Raw genomic sequence first — 18745 nt, forward strand, 5'->3', positions numbered from 1 at the left:
AATAAACATGTAAAAAGAGGGTGATGGGTCATGGATGTGATGGCGAAGCAAACATTCGCAATTCCGGAGAATGTCTATGCCGAGACGGTGACGCTGGTGCAGCATTACACCGATCGCCTGTTCCGCTTCCGCACCACGCGCCCGGCCGCCTTCCGTTTCCGCTCCGGCGAATTCGTGATGATCGGCCTGCCGAACGCCGAGAAGCCCGTCTATCGCGCCTATTCGATCGCCAGCCCGGCCTGGGACGAGGAGCTGGAATTCTTCTCCATCAAGGTTCCAGATGGGCCGCTGACGGAGCATCTGCAGAAGATCCAGGTCGGTGACACGATCCTCCTGCGCAAGAAGGCGACCGGCACCCTGGTCAACGACGCCCTTCTGCCGGGCAAGCGTCTCTACATGTTCTCGACGGGGACCGGCATCGCACCGTTTGCCAGCCTCGTTCGCGATCCGGAAACCTACGAGAAGTTCGAGCAGGTCATCCTAACCCACACGTGCCGTGACGTCGCCGAACTGAAATACGGCCAGGATCTGGTCGAGGAAACCTTGAACGATCCGCTGGTCGGCGAGTTCGCGTCGGGCAAGCTTGTCCACTATCCGACGGTTACCCGCGAAGCCTTCACCCATACGGGCCGGATTACCGACCTGATGCGGTCCGGCAAGCTGTTTTCCGATCTCGGGGTGCCGCCGCTCGATCCCGAAGTCGACCGCGGCATGATCTGCGGTTCGATGGCGATGCTGAAGGAAACCAAGGAAATTCTGGAGGCCTGCGGCCTCGTGGAAGGCGCCAACAACGCGCCCGGAAGCTTCGTCGTAGAGCGTGCCTTCGTCGACTGATTTTCCAGTCCAATGGCACCTTGGCCTGTGAATTCGGGCCGACCGTTTTGACAAAAACGAAGTTTTGCGCTGCAAGGCCCGGTCTTTCTGCCGGGAATTGCGGCGCTAAAACGATTTAGTTCATCATTATATACTCACAACAAAATATATCGCTTGCCTGCTTCGGTAAGCTTATTAAGGTTATGTCTGTTCCGGGGAGGACGGAACAGACTTACATCGCTGATTGCAGCTCATGGGAGGAGCTTAATGTCAAAATTCAACTTTACGCGTCGTCAGGCGCTCAAGGCGGGTGCCGCGTCGGGTCTCATTCTTGCGACCCCGACGATCTTCACCCGCTCGGCCTATGGTTTCGTCAATGAACCAAAGGGGGGCACCGTCACGCTCGGCTTCAACGTTCCGCAGACGGGACCTTATGCCGATGAAGGCGCTGACGAACTGCGGGCGTTCCAGCTCGCCGTCAAGCACCTGAACGGCGAGGGCGACGGCGGCATGCTGAACACCTTCTCGTCCAAGGTCCTGGACGGTACCGGCATTCTCGGCAAGAAGGTCGCCTATGTTACCGGCGACACGCAGACCAAGTCCGACGCTGCGCGTGCATCCGCGCAGTCGATGATCCAGAAGGACGGTGCGATCATGATATCCGGCGGTTCGTCGTCGGGCGTCGCGGTTGCCGTTCAGGCGCTCTGCCAGGAAGCTGGCATCATCTTCATGGCTGGCCTGACGCACTCCAACGACACGACCGGCAAGGACAAGAAGGCAAATGGCTTCCGCCACTTCTTCAACGCCTATATGTCCGCAGCCGCGCTCGCGCCGGTTCTGAAGAACCTCTACGGCGATGGCCGCAGGGCCTACATGTTGACGGCCGACTACACCTGGGGCTGGACGCAGCAGCAGTCGATGGAAGCCTCGTTCAAGGGCATCGGCTGGGAAACCGTGACCAATGTGATGACACCGCTGGGTGCGGGCGACTTCTCGCAGTACCTGACGCCGGTCCTCAACTCCGGCGCGGATGTTCTGGTTCTCAACCACTACGGTGGCGACATGGTCAACTCTCTGACCCAGGCCGTCCAGTTTGGCCTGAAGGACAAGCAGGTCAACGGCAAGCAGTTCGAGATCATCGTGCCGCTGATCTCCGAGCTGATGGCCAAGGGTGCCGGCGACAACATCAAGGGCATTCCGGGTTCGTCCAACTGGAACTGGAAGCTGCAGGACGATGGCACGAAGGCCTTCGTGAAGTCGTTCGGAACGGAATACGGCTTCCCGCCGAGCCAGGCAGCGCAGACCTGCTACGTGCAGACGCTGCTTTATGCCGACGCCGTGGCCCGTGCGAAATCGTTCAATCCCTGCGACGTCGTCGCAGCGCTGGAAGACTACGAGTTCGACGGCCTCGGCAACGGCAAGACGCTCTACCGTGCCGCCGACCACCAGTGCTTCAAGGACGTTCTCGTGGTGAAGGGCAAGGACAAGCCGGACAATGAGTTCGACGTGCTGGATGTCGTCGAGATCACCCCGGCCGACAAGGTGACGTACGCCCCTGATGATCCGATGTTCGCCGGCGGCGACCTCGGCAAGTGCAACGCGGGCGCATAAGCGTCTGACGAATGTCGACAGCCGGCCGTTCTCGGGAGGAGGGCGGCCGGCTTCTACAGCTTGATCGATCGGGTGTGTTCCAGCGGGAGGGGCAATGGACGCAATAATTCTTCAGATCCTGAACGGGTTGGACAAGGGCAGCGCATACGCGCTGATCGCCCTCGGACTGACCCTCATTTTCGGTACGCTCGGCGTCGTGAACTTCGCGCACGGCGCCTTGTTCATGATCGGCGCCTTCTGTGCCGTCACCATGCAACGCTTGCTCGGCCTGTCCTTCGAGACGGTCGACCCAACACGAACGGACTTTCTCGGCCAGCCGCTGAAGGTCAAGACGGCCTATATCGAGGCATGGTTCGGCCAGGATTTCGGCGCGGCCATTCTCAACTGGTCGGTGCCTCTCGCCATTCTGCTGGCCATCCCGGTGATGCTGATCGTCGGCTATGCCATGGAGCGCGGGCTGATCCGGCACTTCTACAAGCGGCCGCACGCCGACCAGATCCTGGTGACGTTCGGCCTTGCGATCGTCCTGCAGGAGATCGTCAAATACTTTTTCGGCGCCAATCCGATCCAGACTGCAGGCCCTTCGCAGTTCACCGGGTCGTTCGACTTCGGCGCGATGCTGGGTTTCGATCCCAACGTCGTCATCTATCCCTACTGGCGCATGATCTATTTCGGCTTCTCGCTGGTCGTGATCGGCGCGGTTTTCGCCTTCCTGCAGTTCACCACCTTCGGGATGGTGGTGCGGGCCGGCATGGCGGACCGTGAAACAGTCGGCCTGCTCGGCATCAACATCGACAAGCGCTTCACCATCACCTTCGGCATCGCGGCCGCGGTGGCGGGTATTGCCGGCGTGATGTACGCGCCGATCAGCTCACCCAACTATCACATGGGCATGGACTTCCTCGTCCTGTCCTTCGTGGTCGTTGTCGTGGGCGGCATGGGCTCTCTGCCCGGTGCCGTGCTTGCCGGCTTCGTGCTCGGCATATTGCAGAGCTTCGCATCGATGAACGAGGTCAAGATGCTGTTTCCAGGCATCGACCAGATCATCATCTATCTTGTGGCAATCGTCATCATCCTGGCCCGCCCGCGCGGCCTGCTGGGACGTGTCGGCGTGATGGAGGACTGACATGCTGGGCCTCGATCGCAAGGACTTCGGTCTTCTCCTGCTGGTGTTCGGGCTCTGCCTGTTCGCACCGGTCATTCTCAACCCGTTCCCGGCGGACAGCGCGCTTGCGCAGTTCAACGCCGGTTATCCCGACCTGATGCGGCGCTTCGTGATCTTCGGAATCTTCGCCATCGGGTTCAACATCCTGTTCGGCCTGACGGGGTATCTCTCCTTCGGCCATGCAGCCTTCCTTGGCGTCGGGTCCTATTCGGCGGTGTGGATGTTCAAGCTTCTGACGATGAACATCATCCCGGCGATCGTGCTTGCCGTCATCGTGTCGGGCATCTTCGCCCTGGTGATCGGCTACGTCTCGCTTCGCCGCTCGGGGATCTATTTCTCGATCCTCACGCTCGCGTTTGCGCAGATGTGCTACAATCTCGCCTATTCGGTGCTCACACCGCTGACGAATGGCGAGACCGGCCTGCAGATCACGCTCAGCGATCCGCGCATCCTCGGCCAGACGGCCACGCAGACGGGCGGCATTCCGGTGACGCAGATCTTCGGGGCCGAGATGCGGGCGACGACGACGCTGCATTTCGGCGGCTGGGAATTCCAGCTGAATGTCGGCTACTACATCTGTGCGCTCATCCTGCTGATCGTCTTCTATCTGGCGATCCGGCTGTTCCGGTCGCCCTTCGGCCTGATGCTGCGCGCCATCAAGACCAACCGCAACCGCATGAGCTATACCGGCCTCAACACCCGTCCCTACACGCTGGCGGCCTTCGTGATCTCCGGCATGTATGCGGGTCTCGCCGGTGCCTTGCTTGCCTGCATGGATCCGCTCGCGGGTGCCGAGCGCATGCAGTGGACGGCATCCGGCGAGGTGGTCATCATGACGATCCTCGGCGGCGCCGGCACGCTGTTCGGTCCCATCATGGGCGCCGGTCTGATCAAGTATCTGGAAAACATCTTTTCCAAGATCAACGAAGGCGTGCTGCACCAGTGGTTCTCGTTCCTGCCGGATTCCGTTCAGGATGTCTGCGTCTGGATTGCAGCGCGGTTCACCGGTGAGGGCTGGTCGCTGACGCTCGGCCTGATTTTCATGGCCGTGGTGATCTTCCTGCCGGGCGGATTGATGGAGGGTGCGCGCCGTATCGGACGGGCGATGTCCAGCCGCAAGGCGGACGGCAACGGGCCGCGGGGCAATCCTGCGCCGCATGCGGCGGAATGAGGAGAGACGACCATGAACATTCTTGAAGTCAACGACGTCTCCAAGCGCTTCGGCGGCCTGCTTGCGCTCAACCAGGTCAATCTGGCGGTCGAGGCCGGCACGGTGCATGCCATCATCGGACCGAACGGCGCCGGCAAGTCGACCTTCCTCAACTGCCTCGTCGGGCGCATCTCGCCCGACGTCGGCTCGGTCAGCTTCAACGGCCAGCCGGTTCTCGGGCGCAAGCCGCACGAGATCAACCAGATGGGAATCAGTCGCGTGTTCCAGACGCCGGAAATCTTCGGCGAGCTTTCGGTTCTGGAGAACGTCATGATCCCCTGCTTCGCCCATCGTGACGGTGCGTTCCGGCTGCAGGGCCTCGACAGTGTGCCCGGCGAACGGGACATCCTGGAAAAGGCCGAGAAGATGCTGGACGACGTGAAGATGCTCGACAAGCGCGACATGAACGCGGCGACGCTTTCACGCGGCGACAAGCGGCGGCTGGAAATGGCCATGTGCCTCGTGCAGGAGCCGAAGCTGCTGCTGCTCGACGAACCGACGGCGGGCATGTCCCGCCTCGACACCAACCGGACGATCGACCTTCTGAAGGAGATCAAGCAGTCCGGCATGACCAAGGTGATCATCGAGCATGACATGCATGTGGTCTTCTCGCTTGCCGACCGGATCACGGTTCTCGCCCAGGGCACGGTGATCGCATCTGGAAAGCCGGAAGAGATCAAGGGCAATCCCAAGGTCCAGGAAGCCTATCTCGGGGGAGCGCACTGACATGAATGTTGTTTCTCAGGAAAACGCGGCCATGGCGGGGGCGCAGCCATCCGCGAAGACCGGCGAAAAGCCCTTCTTCTCGGTCAAGGATATCCATTCCTTTTACGGGGAGTCCTACATCGTTCAGGGTATTTCGCTCGAATTGAACCGGGGCGAGATCCTCGCCCTGCTCGGCCGCAACGGCGCCGGCAAGACATCGACGCTGCGCACCATCGCGCGGGTCGACGATCCGGCGCTGAAACGCGGCGAGATCTGGCTGGACGGGCATTCGCTGCATGACAAGAAGGCCTATCAGGCTGCCCAGCTCGGCGTGCAGCTGGTGCCGGAAGACCGGCGCATAATCGCCGGCCTGACGGTGGAGGAAAACCTGCTCCTGGCGCAGGTCTCCGAGCCGAAGGGATGGGAGATCGCCAAGATCTACGACCATTTCCCGCGTCTTGCGGAACGGCGCAACCAGATCGCCGTGACGATGTCGGGCGGCGAGCAACAGATGCTGGCGGTCGCGCGGGCGCTCTCCCGCGACGTCAAGCTACTGCTGCTCGACGAGCCCTATGAAGGCCTGGCACCGGTCATCGTGCACGAGATCGAGAAGATCGTCCGACAGATCAAGGAACTCGGCATCACCACCATCATCGTCGAGCAGAACGCGGTCGCCGCGCTGAAGCTCTCCGACAAGGCGGTGATCGTCGACATGGGCGAAGTGGTCTATTCCGGCAAGGCGCAGGACGTCCTCGAAAACGAGGAACTGCGCAACGAATACCTGGCTATCTAAATACTTGGCCGGCGGTCCCTGGGGGTCGCCGGCTTCTTCCTCATGAACCATATTCTGCTAGCAAGCGTATTGTCTGTCAGGCAAGTTGCAGGAGCAGGATGGTGACGGTTTCACTTAAATCCCTTGGACAGGGCTATCGCGCGCTGGTGATCGGTGCCAGCGGCGGCATCGGCCATGCGCTCATCGACGCGGTGCGGGGCGATGCGGCCTGCGGTGAGGTGCGGGGGCTTTCCCGCAGCGGTGACGGCTTCGATGTGACAAATGAAACTGCCGTTGCAGACTGTGCCGCACGATCGGGCGAGGCGCCGTTTCAGCTGATCATCTGCGCCACCGGCGTGCTTGCTACCGACGAGCGCGGGCCGGAGAAGAGCGTGCGACAGATCGACGGTTCCGCGATGCTTGATCTCTTCGCCGTCAATGCGATCGGGCCGGCGCTGGTGATCAAGCATTTCCTGCCGTTGCTCGACCGCAAGCGTCGGTCGATCTTCGCCTTCCTGTCCGCGCGCGTCGGTTCGATCGGCGACAATGCTCTCGGCGGTTGGATCTCTTACCGGGCGTCCAAGGCTGCGTTGAACCAGATCGTCCACACGGCCGCGATCGAGGCTAGCCGTACCCATGCGAAATCCATACTGGTCAGCATTCATCCAGGGACGGTGGCGACAGCGCTTTCGTCGCGCTATCTCTCCGGTCACCCCTCGGTCCCTCCGGAGGAGGCTGCTGCCAATATCCTGACGACGCTCGACGGCCTCCCGCCAGAGGCTACGGGCGGTTTCCGAGCCTATGACGGCAGCAAGATCGAATGGTAAGGCCGATGCCCCGGATTATTTGCCGGCGGCGATCTTGGCGGCCTTCAGCGTGTTCGCCATCAGGAGCGCAATGGTCATCACGCCGACGCCGCCGGGAACCGGCGTGATGGCGGACGCCGTATCCTTGCAATCGTCGAAGTCGACGTCACCGACGATGCGGTGAGGCTTTTCGGAGCCGGGCGGATTGGCAACCCGGTTGATGCCGACGTCGATGACGACGGCGCCGGGCTTGATCCAGTCGGCCTTGACCATTTGCGGGCGACCGACGGCTGCAACCAGGATATCGGCCTGGCGGCAGACGGACGGCAGGTCCTTGGTGCGCGAATGCGCGATCGTAACGGTCGCATTGGCCTGCAACAGAAGGCTTGCCATCGGCTTGCCGACGATGTTGGAGCGGCCGATGACGACGGCGGATTTACCGGAGAGATCCTTGCCGATCACTTCCTCGATCAGGATCATGCAGCCGGCCGGCGTGCAGGGGATCGAAGCCGTGTCGGTCATGCCCGTGGTGAGCTTGCCGACATTGATCAGATGAAAGCCGTCGACATCCTTGGCCGGATCGATTTCCTGGATGATGCGGGCTTCGTTGATGTGAGAGGGCAGCGGCAGCTGGACGAGAATGCCGTGGATGGTCGGATCGGCATTGAGCTTGTGCAGCAGCGCCATCAGCTCTTCTTCGGAGACGGTTTCGTCCAGCTTGTGCTCGACGGACTTGAAGCCGCATTCGGTCGCCCGCTTGCCCTTCGAACGGACATAGACCTGGCTTGCCGGATCGGAGCCGGCGATGACGACCGCGATACCGGGCTGGACGCCGGTCTCTGCGATCAGCGCCGCCGTTTCCTGCCGGACGGTGCTCAGCACCCGCTCTGCGATGGGCTTGCCAGAAAGAATGGTCGTCTCTGCCTTCAATGCTGCCTCCATACCGGTTGCCGGCCTCTCCGTGTGATGTCGCGCACTTTCGCAGAGGCTCTAGTATAGGAATGGCCCGAAAACAACATTCTTGTCCTTGTCTGCGTCGTTTCGCGTCCGGTGATCGGCGCCGTCAGGATCAGGCGGGCAGGGCCTCGGCCTTTTCCTGCAGCCGTGCGAAGCCGAGTTGTGCCGCGCCGATGAGCCCCGGTTCGACCCGGCATTCGCAGCGGAGCACCAGCGGTCGATCAAACGCCCTCAGGGTCTTCGCGCGGACCGATCGGTCGAGTTCGGCCAGCAGGGCCTCACTGTTGGACAGACCGCCGCCGGCCGGAATGATGTCGGCGCCGAGGAGATTGACGATCAGGGCGAGGGGCCCGGCCAGGATGTCGACGAAGACCTCGATGGTCCGCGAGGCTTGGGCGTCTCCCGCCTGCCAGGCAGCGACGATCTGTTCACTGGTCAGCTCCGTTGCGTGAAGATGGCGGTGGAGCCGCTCCATGCCGCGCGCGCTGCCTATGGGATCGAGGCAGCGTTCGCCGCCGCATCCGCAGGGGATGGCGGGAATGGCGGCCGGCGGGTGGCCTGCAAAATGCGGGGCGGCCGGGCCGTGGCCCCACTCGCCGGCATAGCCACCGCGCTCGTTGATCAGCTTGCCCTTGACGACCACGCCGCCGCCGACCCCGGTTCCGAGAATGATGCCGAAGACCGTGTGATAGCCGCGGCCGGCGCCCGCCAGCGCCTCCGCGAGGGCGAAGCAATCCGCGTCGTTGGCGATCAGGACTTCCACGCCGAGATCGGCGGTGAGATCTGCGGCAAGCCGGCGGCCGTTGATGCAGGGGATGTTGGCGCAGATGATCGCCCCGGTGTCCGGGTCTATGGAACCGGCATTCGAGATGGCCACGCAATCCGGGCGCTCGCCCGTTTCGGCAATCACGGAGCGCAGAGTGTCGACAAAGGCTGTGTAATCGTTCGTGGGGGTCGGACGGCGTCCCAGAGGCCTTACATCGTCCGGAGAATGTGCCAGCGCGCCCTTTATCGCCGTGCCGCCAATATCAAAGCATACGATCATTATGCGTTTTCCTGAAAATTGCTGACAGAACCAGATGCCAGAACCGTCCGACGTCGTCGCTGAGCGGGAATGCTCTCCCAAACATGCAGGCGGCTGCGCCCGGCATCAGCCACGGGTCTGCTATATCACAGCATTTGCCGCTGTTGAGCCCTCCGTGATTGCATATGTAAGTCGCGAAAGACCTTAATTATTACATTTTTACTATGCATCTTTATCCCAGATTGAGGGGAATGGAGATACACTGTTCGCGGTTTTGTTGTGCCTGTTGCGGGTGCACGGTGGGCGGCGCGGTGTTCAGGGAACTTTCGCACGTATGGACATGCAGATCAGCCAAGCGTTTGTTGGCGCGCGTCTTTTCGACGGTGATGCCTTTCGCGACAAGGTCGCGCTCCTTGTCAGTCATGGCCGCGTGCACGCTGTCGTTCCGGAACGGGACCTGTCCGAACACGACCCGGTGATTCGCCTCGACGGTGGCATCATTGTGCCTGGCTTCATCGATGCGCAGGTCAATGGCTATGCCGGCAAGTTGCTGAACGCGTCGCCGTCGGTGGGTACCGTGACTGCGATGGCGGCCAGCCTCAGGACCATGGGAACGACGGCGATCCTGCCAACGATGATGACCGACAGCCCGGCTGCGGTGCGGGCGGCCGTCAAGGCCGTGACGGCTGCTGCCGCCAGGGACAGCTGTATTGCCGGCATGCATCTGGAAGGCCCGCATCTTTGGCCGGCCCGTCGGGGCATCCATCCCGGCGAATACATTCGTCCGGTCGAAGACGCCGATATCGACTTCTATCTCGAGGCCCGCGAGAGCCTTGGCGTCCTGATCATCACGGTGGCCGGCGAGCAGATTACGCCCGGGCAGGTCAGGGAGCTGACCGCAGGCGGGGTGGTGGTCAGTCTTGGTCATACCGATTGCGATTTTACAACGGCGATGGCGTTGTTCGATGCCGGCGCGACCGGGGTGTCCCATCTCTTCAATGCGATGAGCGGCTTTTCCCATCGCGCGCCCGGTGCCGTCGGTGCGGCGCTGGAACATCCCTCCGTCTGGTGCAGCATCATTGCCGACGGTCATCACGTTTCGCCGCCGGCGTTGCGGATTGCCCACCGCGCCAAGCGGGGCGAGGGACGGTTGTTCCTGATTACAGACGCGATGTCACTGGCGGGAAGCCCTGACGAGTCTTTCACGCTGCATGGCAGCGAGATTACGAAGCATGCGGGTGATTTCTGCTCGCGCCTGCTGATGACCGACGGGACATTGGCCGGTTCCGATCTCGATATGCTGACCGCCATCCGCTACACGCTCTTGAACATGGAGACCGGCCTGACGGAAGCGTTGCGGATGGCAACCTCCTATCCGGCGCGCTTCCTGGGGCTCAACGATCGCGGCCACCTTCGTCCCGGCCACCGCGCGGATTTTCTGCATCTCACGGACACCCTGCACATCGCCGGGGTCTGGACTGGCGGTCGCAAGATCTGCGACGGGCAAGAGGATCAGGGTACCCGCAGGCCGGCGCATCGCATCATGTAAACGGAAAACGCCCGCCGGCTTTTATACCGACGGGCGCATTTTCAGTCATGTCGGGCCGATCAGGGCTCGATGAATTCCAGCGGCCGTTCGCCGTTCTCGTCACGGATGCAGGTCTGCAGGCCGATGCGGTTCAGCACCGCCAGGAAGGGCTGCGGCGGCAGTTCCTCGACATTGGCCATCTTCTTCACATCCCATGCGCCCTTGGCGATCAGGATCGCGGCGGCGACCGGCGGAACGCCGGCGGTGTAGGAAATGCCCTGCGAACCGACTTCGTTATAGGCTTCCTTGTGGTCGGCAACGTTGTAGATGAAGACCTCGCGGTCCTTGCCGTCCTTCTGGCCCTTCACGAAATCGCCGATGCAGGTCTTGCCTTCGTAGTCCGGTGCCAGCGATGCCGGATCGGGCAGGCAGGCCTTCACCACCTTCAGCGGCACGACCTCGGAACCGTCGGCAAGCTTCACCGGCTGCTCGGAGAGGAGGCCGATGTTCTTCAGGACGGTGAAGACGTTGATGTAGTGCTCGCCGAAGCCCATCCAGAAGCGCACGTCGGCGCCGTCCATGTTCTTCGACAGCGAGTGCACCTCGTCGTGGCCGCAGAGATAGGCGCGGCGCGTGCCGACGACCGGCAGGTCGTAGTCCTTGCCGACTTCGAACATCTTGTTCGTCTGCCACTCGCCGTTCTGCCAGGAGTAGACGACGCCGGTGAACTCGCGGAAGTTGATTTCCGGGTCGAAATTGGTGGCGAAGTACTTGCCGTGGCTGCCGGCGTTGATGTCGACGATGTCCACGTCGGTGATCTTGTCGAAATACTCCGCCTTGGCGAGTGCTGCATAGGCGTTGACGACGCCCGGATCGAAGCCGGCGCCGAGGATGGCGGTGATGCCCTTTTCCTCACATTCGGCGGCACGCTTCCATTCGTAGTTTCCGTACCACGGCGGCGTTTCGCAGATCTTGTTCGGCTCCTCGTGGATCGCCGTGTCGATGTAGGCGACGCCGGTGTCCATGCAGGCGCGCAGCACCGACATGTTGAGGAAGGCGGTGCCGACGTTGATGACGATCTCGGATCCGGTCTTGGCGATCAGCGCCTTGGTCGCCTCGATGTCGAGCGCGTCGAGCGCGTGGGCTTCAAGAACCCCCGGCTGCTTCATCGCCTTCTTGTCGTGGACCGACTGGATGATCTGGTCGCACTTCGCCTTCGTGCGCGAAGCGATATGGATATCTCCGAGGATGTCGTTGTTCTGGGCGCACTTGTGCGCAACGACCTGGGCGACGCCGCCCGCACCAATAATCAGCACATTCTTCTTCATCTCACACGTAAGCCTCCGTGCAATGTTGGCGGTTGATTGGTTGTTCGTTCAGGACAGGCTGGAGACGTAGTCGCCGTACGAAAATTCTCGGACGACACGCACCGTTCCGTCCAGTTCCCTGATGGCGATGGCCGGCATCTTCACGCCGTTAAACCAGTTTTTCTTGACCATCGTGTAACCGGCGGCATCGGCGATCGAAATTCTGTCGCCGGCCTTCAGTTCGGTCTCGAAGCGGAATTCGCCGAAGATGTCACCGGCAAGGCAGGACTTGCCGCAGACCATGTATTCGTGATCGCCGGTATTGGGTTCCAGCTTGGCGCTCTGGCGGTAAATCAGAAGGTCCAGCATGTGGGCCTCGATGGAGGAGTCAACGATCGCCAGGTTCTTGCCGTTGAACATGGTGTCCAGCACGGTCACTTCAAGGCTTGCCGACTTGGTGATCGCCGCTTCGCCGGGCTCCAGATAGACCTGCACGCCGTATTTCTCCGAGAAGGTTTTGAGCCGTGCGCAGAAGTCGTCGAGCGGATAGCCCTCGCCGGTAAAATGGATGCCGCCGCCGAGGCTGACCCAGTCGAGCCTGCCGATCAGGTGGCCGAATTGCTCCTCGATCTTGCCGAGCATGTCGGAGAACAGGCCGAGATCGCCGTTCTCGCAGTTGTTGTGGAACATGAAGCCGGAGATCCTGTCCATCACCGTCTCGATCCGCGCCGGGTCCCATTCGCCGAGGCGCGAGAAGGGACGGGCGGGATCGGAAATCAGCCATTCGGAGGAGGAGACGCGCGGATTGACGCGCAGCCCGCGCGTTCTGCCTTTCGACTGATCGTCAAAGCGGGTCAGCTGGCCGATCGAATTGAAGATGATCTTGTCGCAATTGGCGACGACCTCATCGATCTCGTCATCGGCATAGGCGACCGAATAGGCATGCGCTTCGCCGGGGAACTTCTCGAAGCCGAGCTTCACCTCGTTCAGCGAAGACGAGGTCGTGCCGTCCATGTATTCGCTCATGAAGTCGAAAACGCCCCAGGTGGCGAAGCATTTCAGCGCCAGCAACGACTTCGCGCCGGACTTCTCCCGCACGTATTTGATCGTCTCCATGTTCTTCAGGAGTTTCGACTTGTCGATCAGGTAGTAGGGAGTTTTCAGCATGGCTCGCGGTCCGGCGCCTCTCACTCGCGCCGAAGGCGCTGGGCGGCAAAGGGGTTCAACGGGTCGCTCCGGGCCGGTCCATGTCGACGTCCTGCCCGAAATTTGAAAGCAAGTGCGCCATACCGCGTCCGGGCCGATATCTCAATGGGAAATGTGGCGATGCATAGCATTCGCCGCGGCTGAGGCGTATCGGTTGACGAATCGGCGTTGTCCCAAGATTTGGGAGCGTCTCTCCCCAATTCTTGCGATTCCGCAAATGCCATCCGTCGGTTACATATATTCGCAGATGCTGATCAACCGGTCTTCGAACGAGGACTTCCGGGCCGGGGCGGCGATTGGCATCCAGTTTCGGTTGGGCAGCTTTATCGCCCAATTGTGAGAGAGTTGGCGTTGCACCGGATATGGGGCCATTTGGTGCACGGGGTCGGCGGGCCCTGAGTCAACTCTCTCACTCTCTCCCTTCCCTTCGGATCAAGATCAACGACATTTCAATAGTCGCCTATCTATGTGCGGCCCAGTCGCGAGCGCGAGGGGCGAGCATCTCCGAAGAATTATGGGGGGATCCTGATATTTGCGGATTTTCCTGACCTTGGATTTTCTTCATAGGGTCAGGCATGCCGCTTCTGGCGATCCGGATTCGACCCGGGCTCGCCAGCGGTGGCCAGAACCTACGGGCCAGGCAACAACTGCCCGACAGGAGAGCCGGCGTGACGCATTCGGGGACGGGGAAATCCGGGTGCAACCAAGTGGCGGACCTAGACGCCGGCTCTCCCAGTTCTCCCTCTCAAGCAGGAAGCCTTAGTTTCCTTTTTCCCATTTTCCAGCAGTGACGCAGCGCGAAGAAACTCCGTGCTGCCCTTCATCCCTACAGGATTAATGCACTTATTAGTTGCTATAATTATTTATGCAATCTTTAATTGATTTACTGGGCAGCCCTTTGCTATTCTGCAGGCAGGAGTGGAGGGACTGGAAAATGGCTATTTCATTAAACGGCTTGGATCCCGCATTCAGGGCCAAGGTTAATGACCTGCTGCATGTCTTGAACAGCCTGGGCGTCGAAATGCGCCCTTATTTTGGACTTCGCACGGTGGAGGAGCAGGCGCGTCTTTGGCGCCAGAGCCGGAGTACAGAATCGATCAATCATGAAATCGGCAGATTGAAAGCGTCCGGTGCACCTTTTCTGGCGGACGTGCTTAATCGGGTTGGACCGACGCATGGCCCGCATGTGACCAATGCTCTTCCCGGCCTGAGCTGGCATCAATGGGGCGAAGCTATCGACTGTGTGTGGATAACCGGCGGGGTGGCCGAATGGTCAGCCTCCAAGCTTGTCAATGGTGTCAACGGTTACAAACTGTACGCCACAAAAGCAAAGGAAGCCGGGCTCAATGCCGGCGGCTTCTGGAGCAGCTTCAAGGATTGGCCGCATGTGCAACTTCGACAGTTTGGTTCGCCTGCCGGCGCGGGCATGACGTTCCCCGAGATCGACGCGGAAATGAAGAAACGCTACGGCCCCTGATTTTCCACAGCGGCCAAGTGAGAAAAGACCGGACAGGAACCCGGCGGACGCTAATGCGACGGGTTCCTGTCCTGAGTTTCCTCCCACCGGTCGGGTGTGGAGGGGGGAAATCAGACGCGTTCGGTGGCGATCGCGATGCCCTGGCCGACGCCGATGCACATGGTCGACAGTGCGTATCTGCCGCCTGACAGCGAGAGTTCGAGTGCCGCCGTGCCGGTGATGCGGGCGCCGGACATGCCGAGCGGATGACCGAGGGCGATCGCGCCGCCGTTCGGGTTGACGCGCGGATCGTCGTCGGCGACGCCCAGTTCACGCAGGACGTAGAGGCCCTGGCTGGCGAATGCTTCATTGAGTTCGATGACGTCGAACTGGTCGATCGTCATGCCGAGGCGGGCGAGGAGCTTCGTGCTGGCCGGAGCGGGGCCGCAACCCATGACACGCGGCGGAACGCCGGCTGTCGCGCCGCCGAGAATGCGGGCGATCGGCGTCAGGCCGTGCTTCTTCGCGGCGGCTTCGGAGGCGATGATCAGGGCGGCTGCGCCGTCATTGACGCCCGAGGCGTTGCCGGCGGTTACGGTGCCTTCGGGGAAGAGCGGCCGCAGCTTCGCGAGCGCCGCCATGTCGGTTCCGGCGCGCGGATGTTCGTCCTTGTCGATGACAAGCGGGTCGCCCTTCTTCTGCGGAATGGTGACGGGCACGATTTCCTTCGCGAGGCGTCCATTCTGCTGGGCAGCCGTGGCTTTCGCCTGCGAGCGAACGGCCATGGCGTCCTGGTCTTCACGGCTGACGCCGAAGTCGCGGGCGACGTTCTCGCCGGTTTCCGGCATGGAGTCGACGCCGTAGAGCCGCTTCATCTGCGGATTGACGAAGCGCCAGCCGATGGTCGTGTCGTGGATTTCGGCGTGGCGGGAAAAGGCGGTCTCGGCCTTCGGCATGACGAAGGGCGCGCGGCTCATGCTTTCCACGCCGCCGGCGATCATCAGTTCGGCCTCGCCGGCCTTGATGGCGCGCGCGGCCGTCATGATTGCGTCCATGCCGGAGCCGCAGAGACGGTTGATGGTGGTGCCCGGCACAGGAACCGGAAGGCCGGCCAAGAGCGAGGACATGCGCGCCACGTTGCGGTTGTCTTCACCGGCCTGGTTGGCGCAGCCGAAGATGACGTCTTCGACAGCTTCGAAATCGACGCTGGAATAGCGCTCCATCAGCGCCTTCAGCGGGATCGCGCCGAGATCGTCGGCACGGACGGAGGAGAGCGATCCGCCGAAACGGCCGATCGGCGTGCGCAGATAGGCGCAGATGAAGGCTTCAGTCATGATGTCATTCCTCAATGCGTTTGGTCCGGCGCGGTACCGGTCAAGGATCAGAGTTCCGGGACGACGAGATCGGCGACCGGGCCGTCGGTGTAAAGCTTGGCGCCGGTCATGGCCTGAAGTTCGTCCATCGTCATGGCGGCGAGCTTTTCGCGCACCACGAAGTGTCCGTCCTTGACGTTGATGACGGCATGGCTCGTATAGATCCGTGTGATGCAGCCGACGCCGGTCAACGGGAAGGAGCAGCGTTCGACAAGCTTGGGCTCGCCCTTCTTGGTGACGTGCTCGGTGATGACGATCACCTGCTTTGCACCGTGGACCAGATCCATGGCGCCGCCGACGGCGGGAACGCCCTTGGAACCAACCCGCCAGTTGGCGAGGTCGCCGTTTTCAGCCACCTGGTAGGCGCCGAGAATGGCGACGTCGAGATGGCCGCCGCGGACCATGGCGAAGCTGTCTGCATGGTGGAAGAATGCCGCGCCCGGCTTCAGCGTTACCGCCTTCTTTCCGGCGTTGATCAGATCCCAGTCCTCTTCGCCTTCGGCCGGAGCCTCGCCGAAGTTCAGGATGCCATTTTCCGTGTGGAAGATCGCCTGCCGGCCCGGTGGCTGGAACTTCGCGACCATTTCCGGGAAGCCGATGCCGAGGTTCACATAGGCGCCGTCGGCGATATCCTGCGCTGCGCGCCAGGCGATCTGGGCGTTGGAAAGCTTGATGTCTTCTCGCGTGTCGACGGTCATACGTAGGCCACTCCGGCTCGGATGAGCTCTTCTTCCTGTTGCGGGTTCTGCACTTCGACGATGCCGTCGACGAAAATGCCGGGGGTGACGACATGTTCCGGGTCGATGCCGCCGGCCGGTACGATCTTCGAGACCTGGGCGACGGTCTTGGCTGCGGCCATGCACATCAGCGGGTTAAAGTTGCGGCCCGCCTTGTTGTAGGTGAGATTGCCGTAGGGGTCGCCGAGCTCAGCCTTGACGATCGCGAAGTCGGCCTTCAGCCATCGCTCCTGCACGTATGAGCGGCCCTCGAATTCGGCGATGACCTTGCCTTCGGCGATTTCCGTGCCGTAACCGGTCGGCGTGTAGAAGGCCGGGATGCCGGCGCCGCCTGCGCGGATGCGCTCGGCGAGCGTGCCTTGCGGCACCAGTTCGAGTTCGATTTCGCCGGCGAGATACCTGTCGGTGAAGGCGCGTGGATCGGAGGAACGCGGGAAAGAGCAGATCATCTTCCTCACCATGCCGGCGTCGATCATGGCGGCAATGCCGATCCGTCCGTTGCCGGCATTGTTGTTGATGACCGTGAGGTTCTTCGGCCCCTTGTCAATCAGGGCGTGGATGAGTTCGATCGGCGCGCCGGAGCCGCCAAATCCGCCAATCATCACCGTGGCGCCGTCGCCGATGCCGGATACGGCCTCAGCCAGACTTGCAATTGTCTTGTCCATCTAATCCTCCGTCCCGGCATATCCTGTCTGTCGCCGGGAATGCTGGCCATTGAAATAATCCAAACAACGGAAGGCGGCAATGGATTATGTGCGATAATTGACATTTGTTCGTATATCGCACATAATGAGCGCAGAACTGGAGAGCGGTTGTGCGGGAAACGGATTTTCTGGGTGGCTTCGCCAAGGGTTTGAGTATCATCGAAGCCTTTGGCGGCGATCAGCCAAGGCTGACGATTGCGGAAGCCGCCAAGCGTACGGGCCTTGATCGGGCCACGGCGCGCCGGTGTCTCCTGACGCTGTCGGGGCTCGGCTATGCCGATTACGACGGCAAGTTCTTCGCGCTGACGCCCAAGATTCTCCGGCTTGGGCAGGCCTACCTGTCGGCAACGCCCCTGCCGGCCATCGTGCAGCCGCATCTCGACCGGCTTTCGGAAAGGGCCGGGCAAAGCGCTTCGGTCTCGGTGCTGGACGGAACGGAAATCGTCTACGTGGCGCGCGCTTCCCTGAAGAAGATCATGTCGATCAGCCTGATGCCGGGAAGTCGCATGCCGGCCTACTGCACCTCGATGGGGCGGGTGCTGCTCGCCGCGCTGCCGGAGGCGAAGGCGCGTGAGGTGCTGGAGCATTCGAGCCTTCAGGCCCGCACGCCGCTGACGAAGACCGGCGTGGCGGAAATCATGGCCGAACTTGCGAAAATCCGGGCGGCGGGCCATGCGGTCATCGACCAGGAGCTCGAACTCGGCCTCTGCTCGATCGCCGTGCCGCTCATCAATGCGCGTGGCGAGACAGTCGCGGCGCTCAACATCGGCGCGCCCGCAACCAGCGCGTCGGCGGCAGACATGCCGGGGCTCTATCTGGAACAGTTGACCGAAACACAGCAGGCGCTGCGTTCGATATTGCGCTAGAGGTTGGCCAGTTTCGCAAAAGCGATTCCATTTAGTGTGAGCCCACATTCGCCCGGCATGACGCAGGGACGATTCGCATATCGAGGACTGCAATGATTGAAGTGCCCGTTTCCTATGGCGAACTGATCGACAAGATTACCATCCTCGAAATCAAGAGCGCCCGGATTGCCGACGACGGCAAGCTTGCCAATATCCGCAAGGAACTGGCGCTTCTCGAGGAAAAACTCGGTGATACGGCCAAGGTGCCGGCGGTCGAGGAGATCCGCGCCGCCCTGTTCGACGTCAATGAGAAGCTATGGGACATCGAGGACGCAATCCGCGACTGCGAGCATGCGGGCAACTTCGGTCCCGAATTCGTCAAGCTCGCGCGCGCCGTCTATGTCACCAATGATGAACGCGCGGAATTGAAGCGAAAGATCAACATAGCCCTTGATTCCGCGATCATTGAGGAAAAATCCTATAAGCCCTACAAGGCTTGACAGGTATTGTGACCGCGTCGCCGGTC

Annotated in this window: 18 protein-coding genes; 11 read left to right on the plus strand and 7 right to left on the minus strand. The window is 61.5% G+C overall.

The features are described from left to right. Nucleotides 1–30: 30 nt before the first annotated feature. From ACU5AY_RS19360 to ACU5AY_RS19390, 7 genes are all read left to right on the plus strand, one after another. The gene (locus tag ACU5AY_RS19360; protein WP_446827416.1) at nt 31–834 is read left to right on the plus strand and encodes a ferredoxin--NADP reductase; all 804 of its coding nucleotides are present in this window, start codon (nt 31–33) and stop codon (nt 832–834) included. Between the two features lie 246 nt (nt 835–1080). After that, entirely contained in the window at nt 1081–2424 is a 1344-nt protein-coding gene (locus ACU5AY_RS19365; RefSeq protein ID WP_446827417.1) for a substrate-binding protein, read from the plus strand. A gap of 94 nt (nt 2425–2518) precedes the next feature. Further along, nucleotides 2519–3550, plus strand: coding sequence for a branched-chain amino acid ABC transporter permease (locus ACU5AY_RS19370; protein WP_446822677.1), 1032 nt, complete (start codon nt 2519–2521; stop codon nt 3548–3550). Nucleotide 3551: 1 nt separating this feature from the next. Beyond that, nucleotides 3552–4760, plus strand: a complete 1209-nt coding sequence (locus ACU5AY_RS19375; protein ID WP_446827418.1) for a branched-chain amino acid ABC transporter permease — start codon at nt 3552–3554, stop codon at nt 4758–4760. A gap of 12 nt (nt 4761–4772) precedes the next feature. Further along, nucleotides 4773–5525, plus strand: a complete 753-nt coding sequence (locus ACU5AY_RS19380) for an ABC transporter ATP-binding protein (RefSeq protein WP_446822679.1) — start codon at nt 4773–4775, stop codon at nt 5523–5525. A gap of 31 nt (nt 5526–5556) precedes the next feature. Next, nucleotides 5557–6297: an ABC transporter ATP-binding protein gene (locus ACU5AY_RS19385; protein ID WP_446829067.1), complete on the plus strand. Its 741-nt coding sequence runs from the start codon at nt 5557–5559 to the stop codon at nt 6295–6297. 98 nt (nt 6298–6395) lie between these two features. Next, complete coding sequence (locus ACU5AY_RS19390) at nt 6396–7103, plus strand: SDR family NAD(P)-dependent oxidoreductase (protein WP_446827419.1); 708 nt, start codon at nt 6396–6398, stop codon at nt 7101–7103. A gap of 15 nt (nt 7104–7118) precedes the next feature. On the opposite strand, the gene folD is transcribed toward ACU5AY_RS19390, so the two are convergent. Together folD and ACU5AY_RS19400 are read right to left on the minus strand one after the other, a co-directional pair. After that, complete coding sequence (gene folD / locus ACU5AY_RS19395) at nt 7119–8024, minus strand: bifunctional methylenetetrahydrofolate dehydrogenase/methenyltetrahydrofolate cyclohydrolase FolD (protein WP_446827420.1); 906 nt, start codon at nt 8022–8024, stop codon at nt 7119–7121. Nucleotides 8025–8151: 127 nt separating this feature from the next. Further along, nucleotides 8152–9084 carry an ROK family protein gene (locus tag ACU5AY_RS19400; RefSeq protein WP_446827421.1) on the minus strand — a complete coding sequence of 311 codons (933 nt, stop codon included), beginning with the start codon at nt 9082–9084 and terminating at the stop codon, nt 8152–8154. A gap of 319 nt (nt 9085–9403) precedes the next feature. Here ACU5AY_RS19400 and nagA point away from each other — a divergent pair, with 319 nt between their 5' ends. Further along, nucleotides 9404–10612, plus strand: coding sequence for an N-acetylglucosamine-6-phosphate deacetylase (gene nagA / locus ACU5AY_RS19405; RefSeq protein WP_446827422.1), 1209 nt, complete (start codon nt 9404–9406; stop codon nt 10610–10612). Nucleotides 10613–10671: 59 nt separating this feature from the next. Here nagA and ACU5AY_RS19410 read toward each other — a convergent pair whose 3' ends face one another. Together ACU5AY_RS19410 and nspC are read right to left on the minus strand one after the other, a co-directional pair. After that, a complete protein-coding gene (locus ACU5AY_RS19410; RefSeq protein ID WP_446827423.1) occupies nt 10672–11919 on the minus strand; it encodes a saccharopine dehydrogenase family protein in 1248 nt (415 codons plus the stop codon). 48 nt (nt 11920–11967) lie between these two features. Next, on the minus strand, nt 11968–13065 hold the full coding sequence (gene nspC, locus ACU5AY_RS19415; RefSeq protein ID WP_446827424.1) for a carboxynorspermidine decarboxylase: 1098 nt from the start codon (nt 13063–13065) through the stop codon (nt 11968–11970). Between the two features lie 973 nt (nt 13066–14038). On the opposite strand from nspC, the gene ACU5AY_RS19420 reads away from it, so the two are divergent. Continuing rightward, nucleotides 14039–14581 carry a M15 family metallopeptidase gene (locus ACU5AY_RS19420; protein WP_446822686.1) on the plus strand — a complete coding sequence of 181 codons (543 nt, stop codon included), beginning with the start codon at nt 14039–14041 and terminating at the stop codon, nt 14579–14581. Between the two features lie 110 nt (nt 14582–14691). Here ACU5AY_RS19420 and pcaF read toward each other — a convergent pair whose 3' ends face one another. From pcaF to ACU5AY_RS19435, 3 genes are read right to left on the minus strand one after another with little or no spacing between them, the layout of a single operon-like run. Further along, nucleotides 14692–15894 (minus strand): 3-oxoadipyl-CoA thiolase, encoded by a 1203-nt coding sequence (gene pcaF / locus ACU5AY_RS19425; protein ID WP_446827425.1) that lies wholly within the window; start codon nt 15892–15894, stop codon nt 14692–14694. A 47-nt stretch (nt 15895–15941) separates the two neighbouring features. After that, complete coding sequence (locus tag ACU5AY_RS19430) at nt 15942–16631, minus strand: 3-oxoacid CoA-transferase subunit B (RefSeq protein ID WP_446827426.1); 690 nt, start codon at nt 16629–16631, stop codon at nt 15942–15944. Further along, nucleotides 16628–17335 carry a 3-oxoacid CoA-transferase subunit A gene (locus tag ACU5AY_RS19435; protein ID WP_446827427.1) on the minus strand — a complete coding sequence of 236 codons (708 nt, stop codon included), beginning with the start codon at nt 17333–17335 and terminating at the stop codon, nt 16628–16630. Before ACU5AY_RS19435 ends, ACU5AY_RS19430 begins: the two co-directional genes overlap by 4 nt. 149 nt (nt 17336–17484) lie before the next feature. Between ACU5AY_RS19435 and ACU5AY_RS19440 the strand changes: the two genes are divergently transcribed. Beyond that, the gene (locus tag ACU5AY_RS19440; protein ID WP_446827428.1) at nt 17485–18240 is read left to right on the plus strand and encodes an IclR family transcriptional regulator domain-containing protein; all 756 of its coding nucleotides are present in this window, start codon (nt 17485–17487) and stop codon (nt 18238–18240) included. A 92-nt stretch (nt 18241–18332) separates the two neighbouring features. Then, entirely contained in the window at nt 18333–18719 is a 387-nt protein-coding gene (locus tag ACU5AY_RS19445) for a DUF6165 family protein (protein WP_446827429.1), read from the plus strand. The last annotated feature ends 26 nt before the right edge of the window (nt 18720–18745 follow it).

It is taken from the genome of Rhizobium sp. PAMB 3174 (genome assembly GCF_052908375.1).

What these genes read in the sequence shown, in the direction of transcription:
- ACU5AY_RS19420 (WP_446822686.1), top strand. Translation starts at nt 14,039, where the DNA reads ATGGCTATTTCATTAAACGGCTTGGATCCCGCATTCAGGGCCAAGGTT.
- ACU5AY_RS19410 (WP_446827423.1), bottom strand. Translation starts at nt 11,919, where the DNA reads ATGAAGAAGAATGTGCTGATTATTGGTGCGGGCGGCGTCGCCCAGGTC.
- nspC (WP_446827424.1), bottom strand. Translation starts at nt 13,065, where the DNA reads ATGCTGAAAACTCCCTACTACCTGATCGACAAGTCGAAACTCCTGAAG.
- folD (WP_446827420.1), bottom strand. Translation starts at nt 8,024, where the DNA reads ATGGAGGCAGCATTGAAGGCAGAGACGACCATTCTTTCTGGCAAGCCC.
- ACU5AY_RS19445 (WP_446827429.1), top strand. Translation starts at nt 18,333, where the DNA reads ATGATTGAAGTGCCCGTTTCCTATGGCGAACTGATCGACAAGATTACC.
- ACU5AY_RS19360 (WP_446827416.1), top strand. Translation starts at nt 31, where the DNA reads ATGGATGTGATGGCGAAGCAAACATTCGCAATTCCGGAGAATGTCTAT.
- pcaF (WP_446827425.1), bottom strand. Translation starts at nt 15,894, where the DNA reads ATGACTGAAGCCTTCATCTGCGCCTATCTGCGCACGCCGATCGGCCGT.
- ACU5AY_RS19390 (WP_446827419.1), top strand. Translation starts at nt 6,396, where the DNA reads ATGGTGACGGTTTCACTTAAATCCCTTGGACAGGGCTATCGCGCGCTG.
- ACU5AY_RS19435 (WP_446827427.1), bottom strand. Translation starts at nt 17,335, where the DNA reads ATGGACAAGACAATTGCAAGTCTGGCTGAGGCCGTATCCGGCATCGGC.
- ACU5AY_RS19400 (WP_446827421.1), bottom strand. Translation starts at nt 9,084, where the DNA reads ATGATCGTATGCTTTGATATTGGCGGCACGGCGATAAAGGGCGCGCTG.
- ACU5AY_RS19430 (WP_446827426.1), bottom strand. Translation starts at nt 16,631, where the DNA reads ATGACCGTCGACACGCGAGAAGACATCAAGCTTTCCAACGCCCAGATC.
- ACU5AY_RS19375 (WP_446827418.1), top strand. Translation starts at nt 3,552, where the DNA reads ATGCTGGGCCTCGATCGCAAGGACTTCGGTCTTCTCCTGCTGGTGTTC.
- nagA (WP_446827422.1), top strand. Translation starts at nt 9,404, where the DNA reads ATGCAGATCAGCCAAGCGTTTGTTGGCGCGCGTCTTTTCGACGGTGAT.
- ACU5AY_RS19380 (WP_446822679.1), top strand. Translation starts at nt 4,773, where the DNA reads ATGAACATTCTTGAAGTCAACGACGTCTCCAAGCGCTTCGGCGGCCTG.
- ACU5AY_RS19370 (WP_446822677.1), top strand. Translation starts at nt 2,519, where the DNA reads ATGGACGCAATAATTCTTCAGATCCTGAACGGGTTGGACAAGGGCAGC.
- ACU5AY_RS19385 (WP_446829067.1), top strand. Translation starts at nt 5,557, where the DNA reads ATGGCGGGGGCGCAGCCATCCGCGAAGACCGGCGAAAAGCCCTTCTTC.
- ACU5AY_RS19365 (WP_446827417.1), top strand. Translation starts at nt 1,081, where the DNA reads ATGTCAAAATTCAACTTTACGCGTCGTCAGGCGCTCAAGGCGGGTGCC.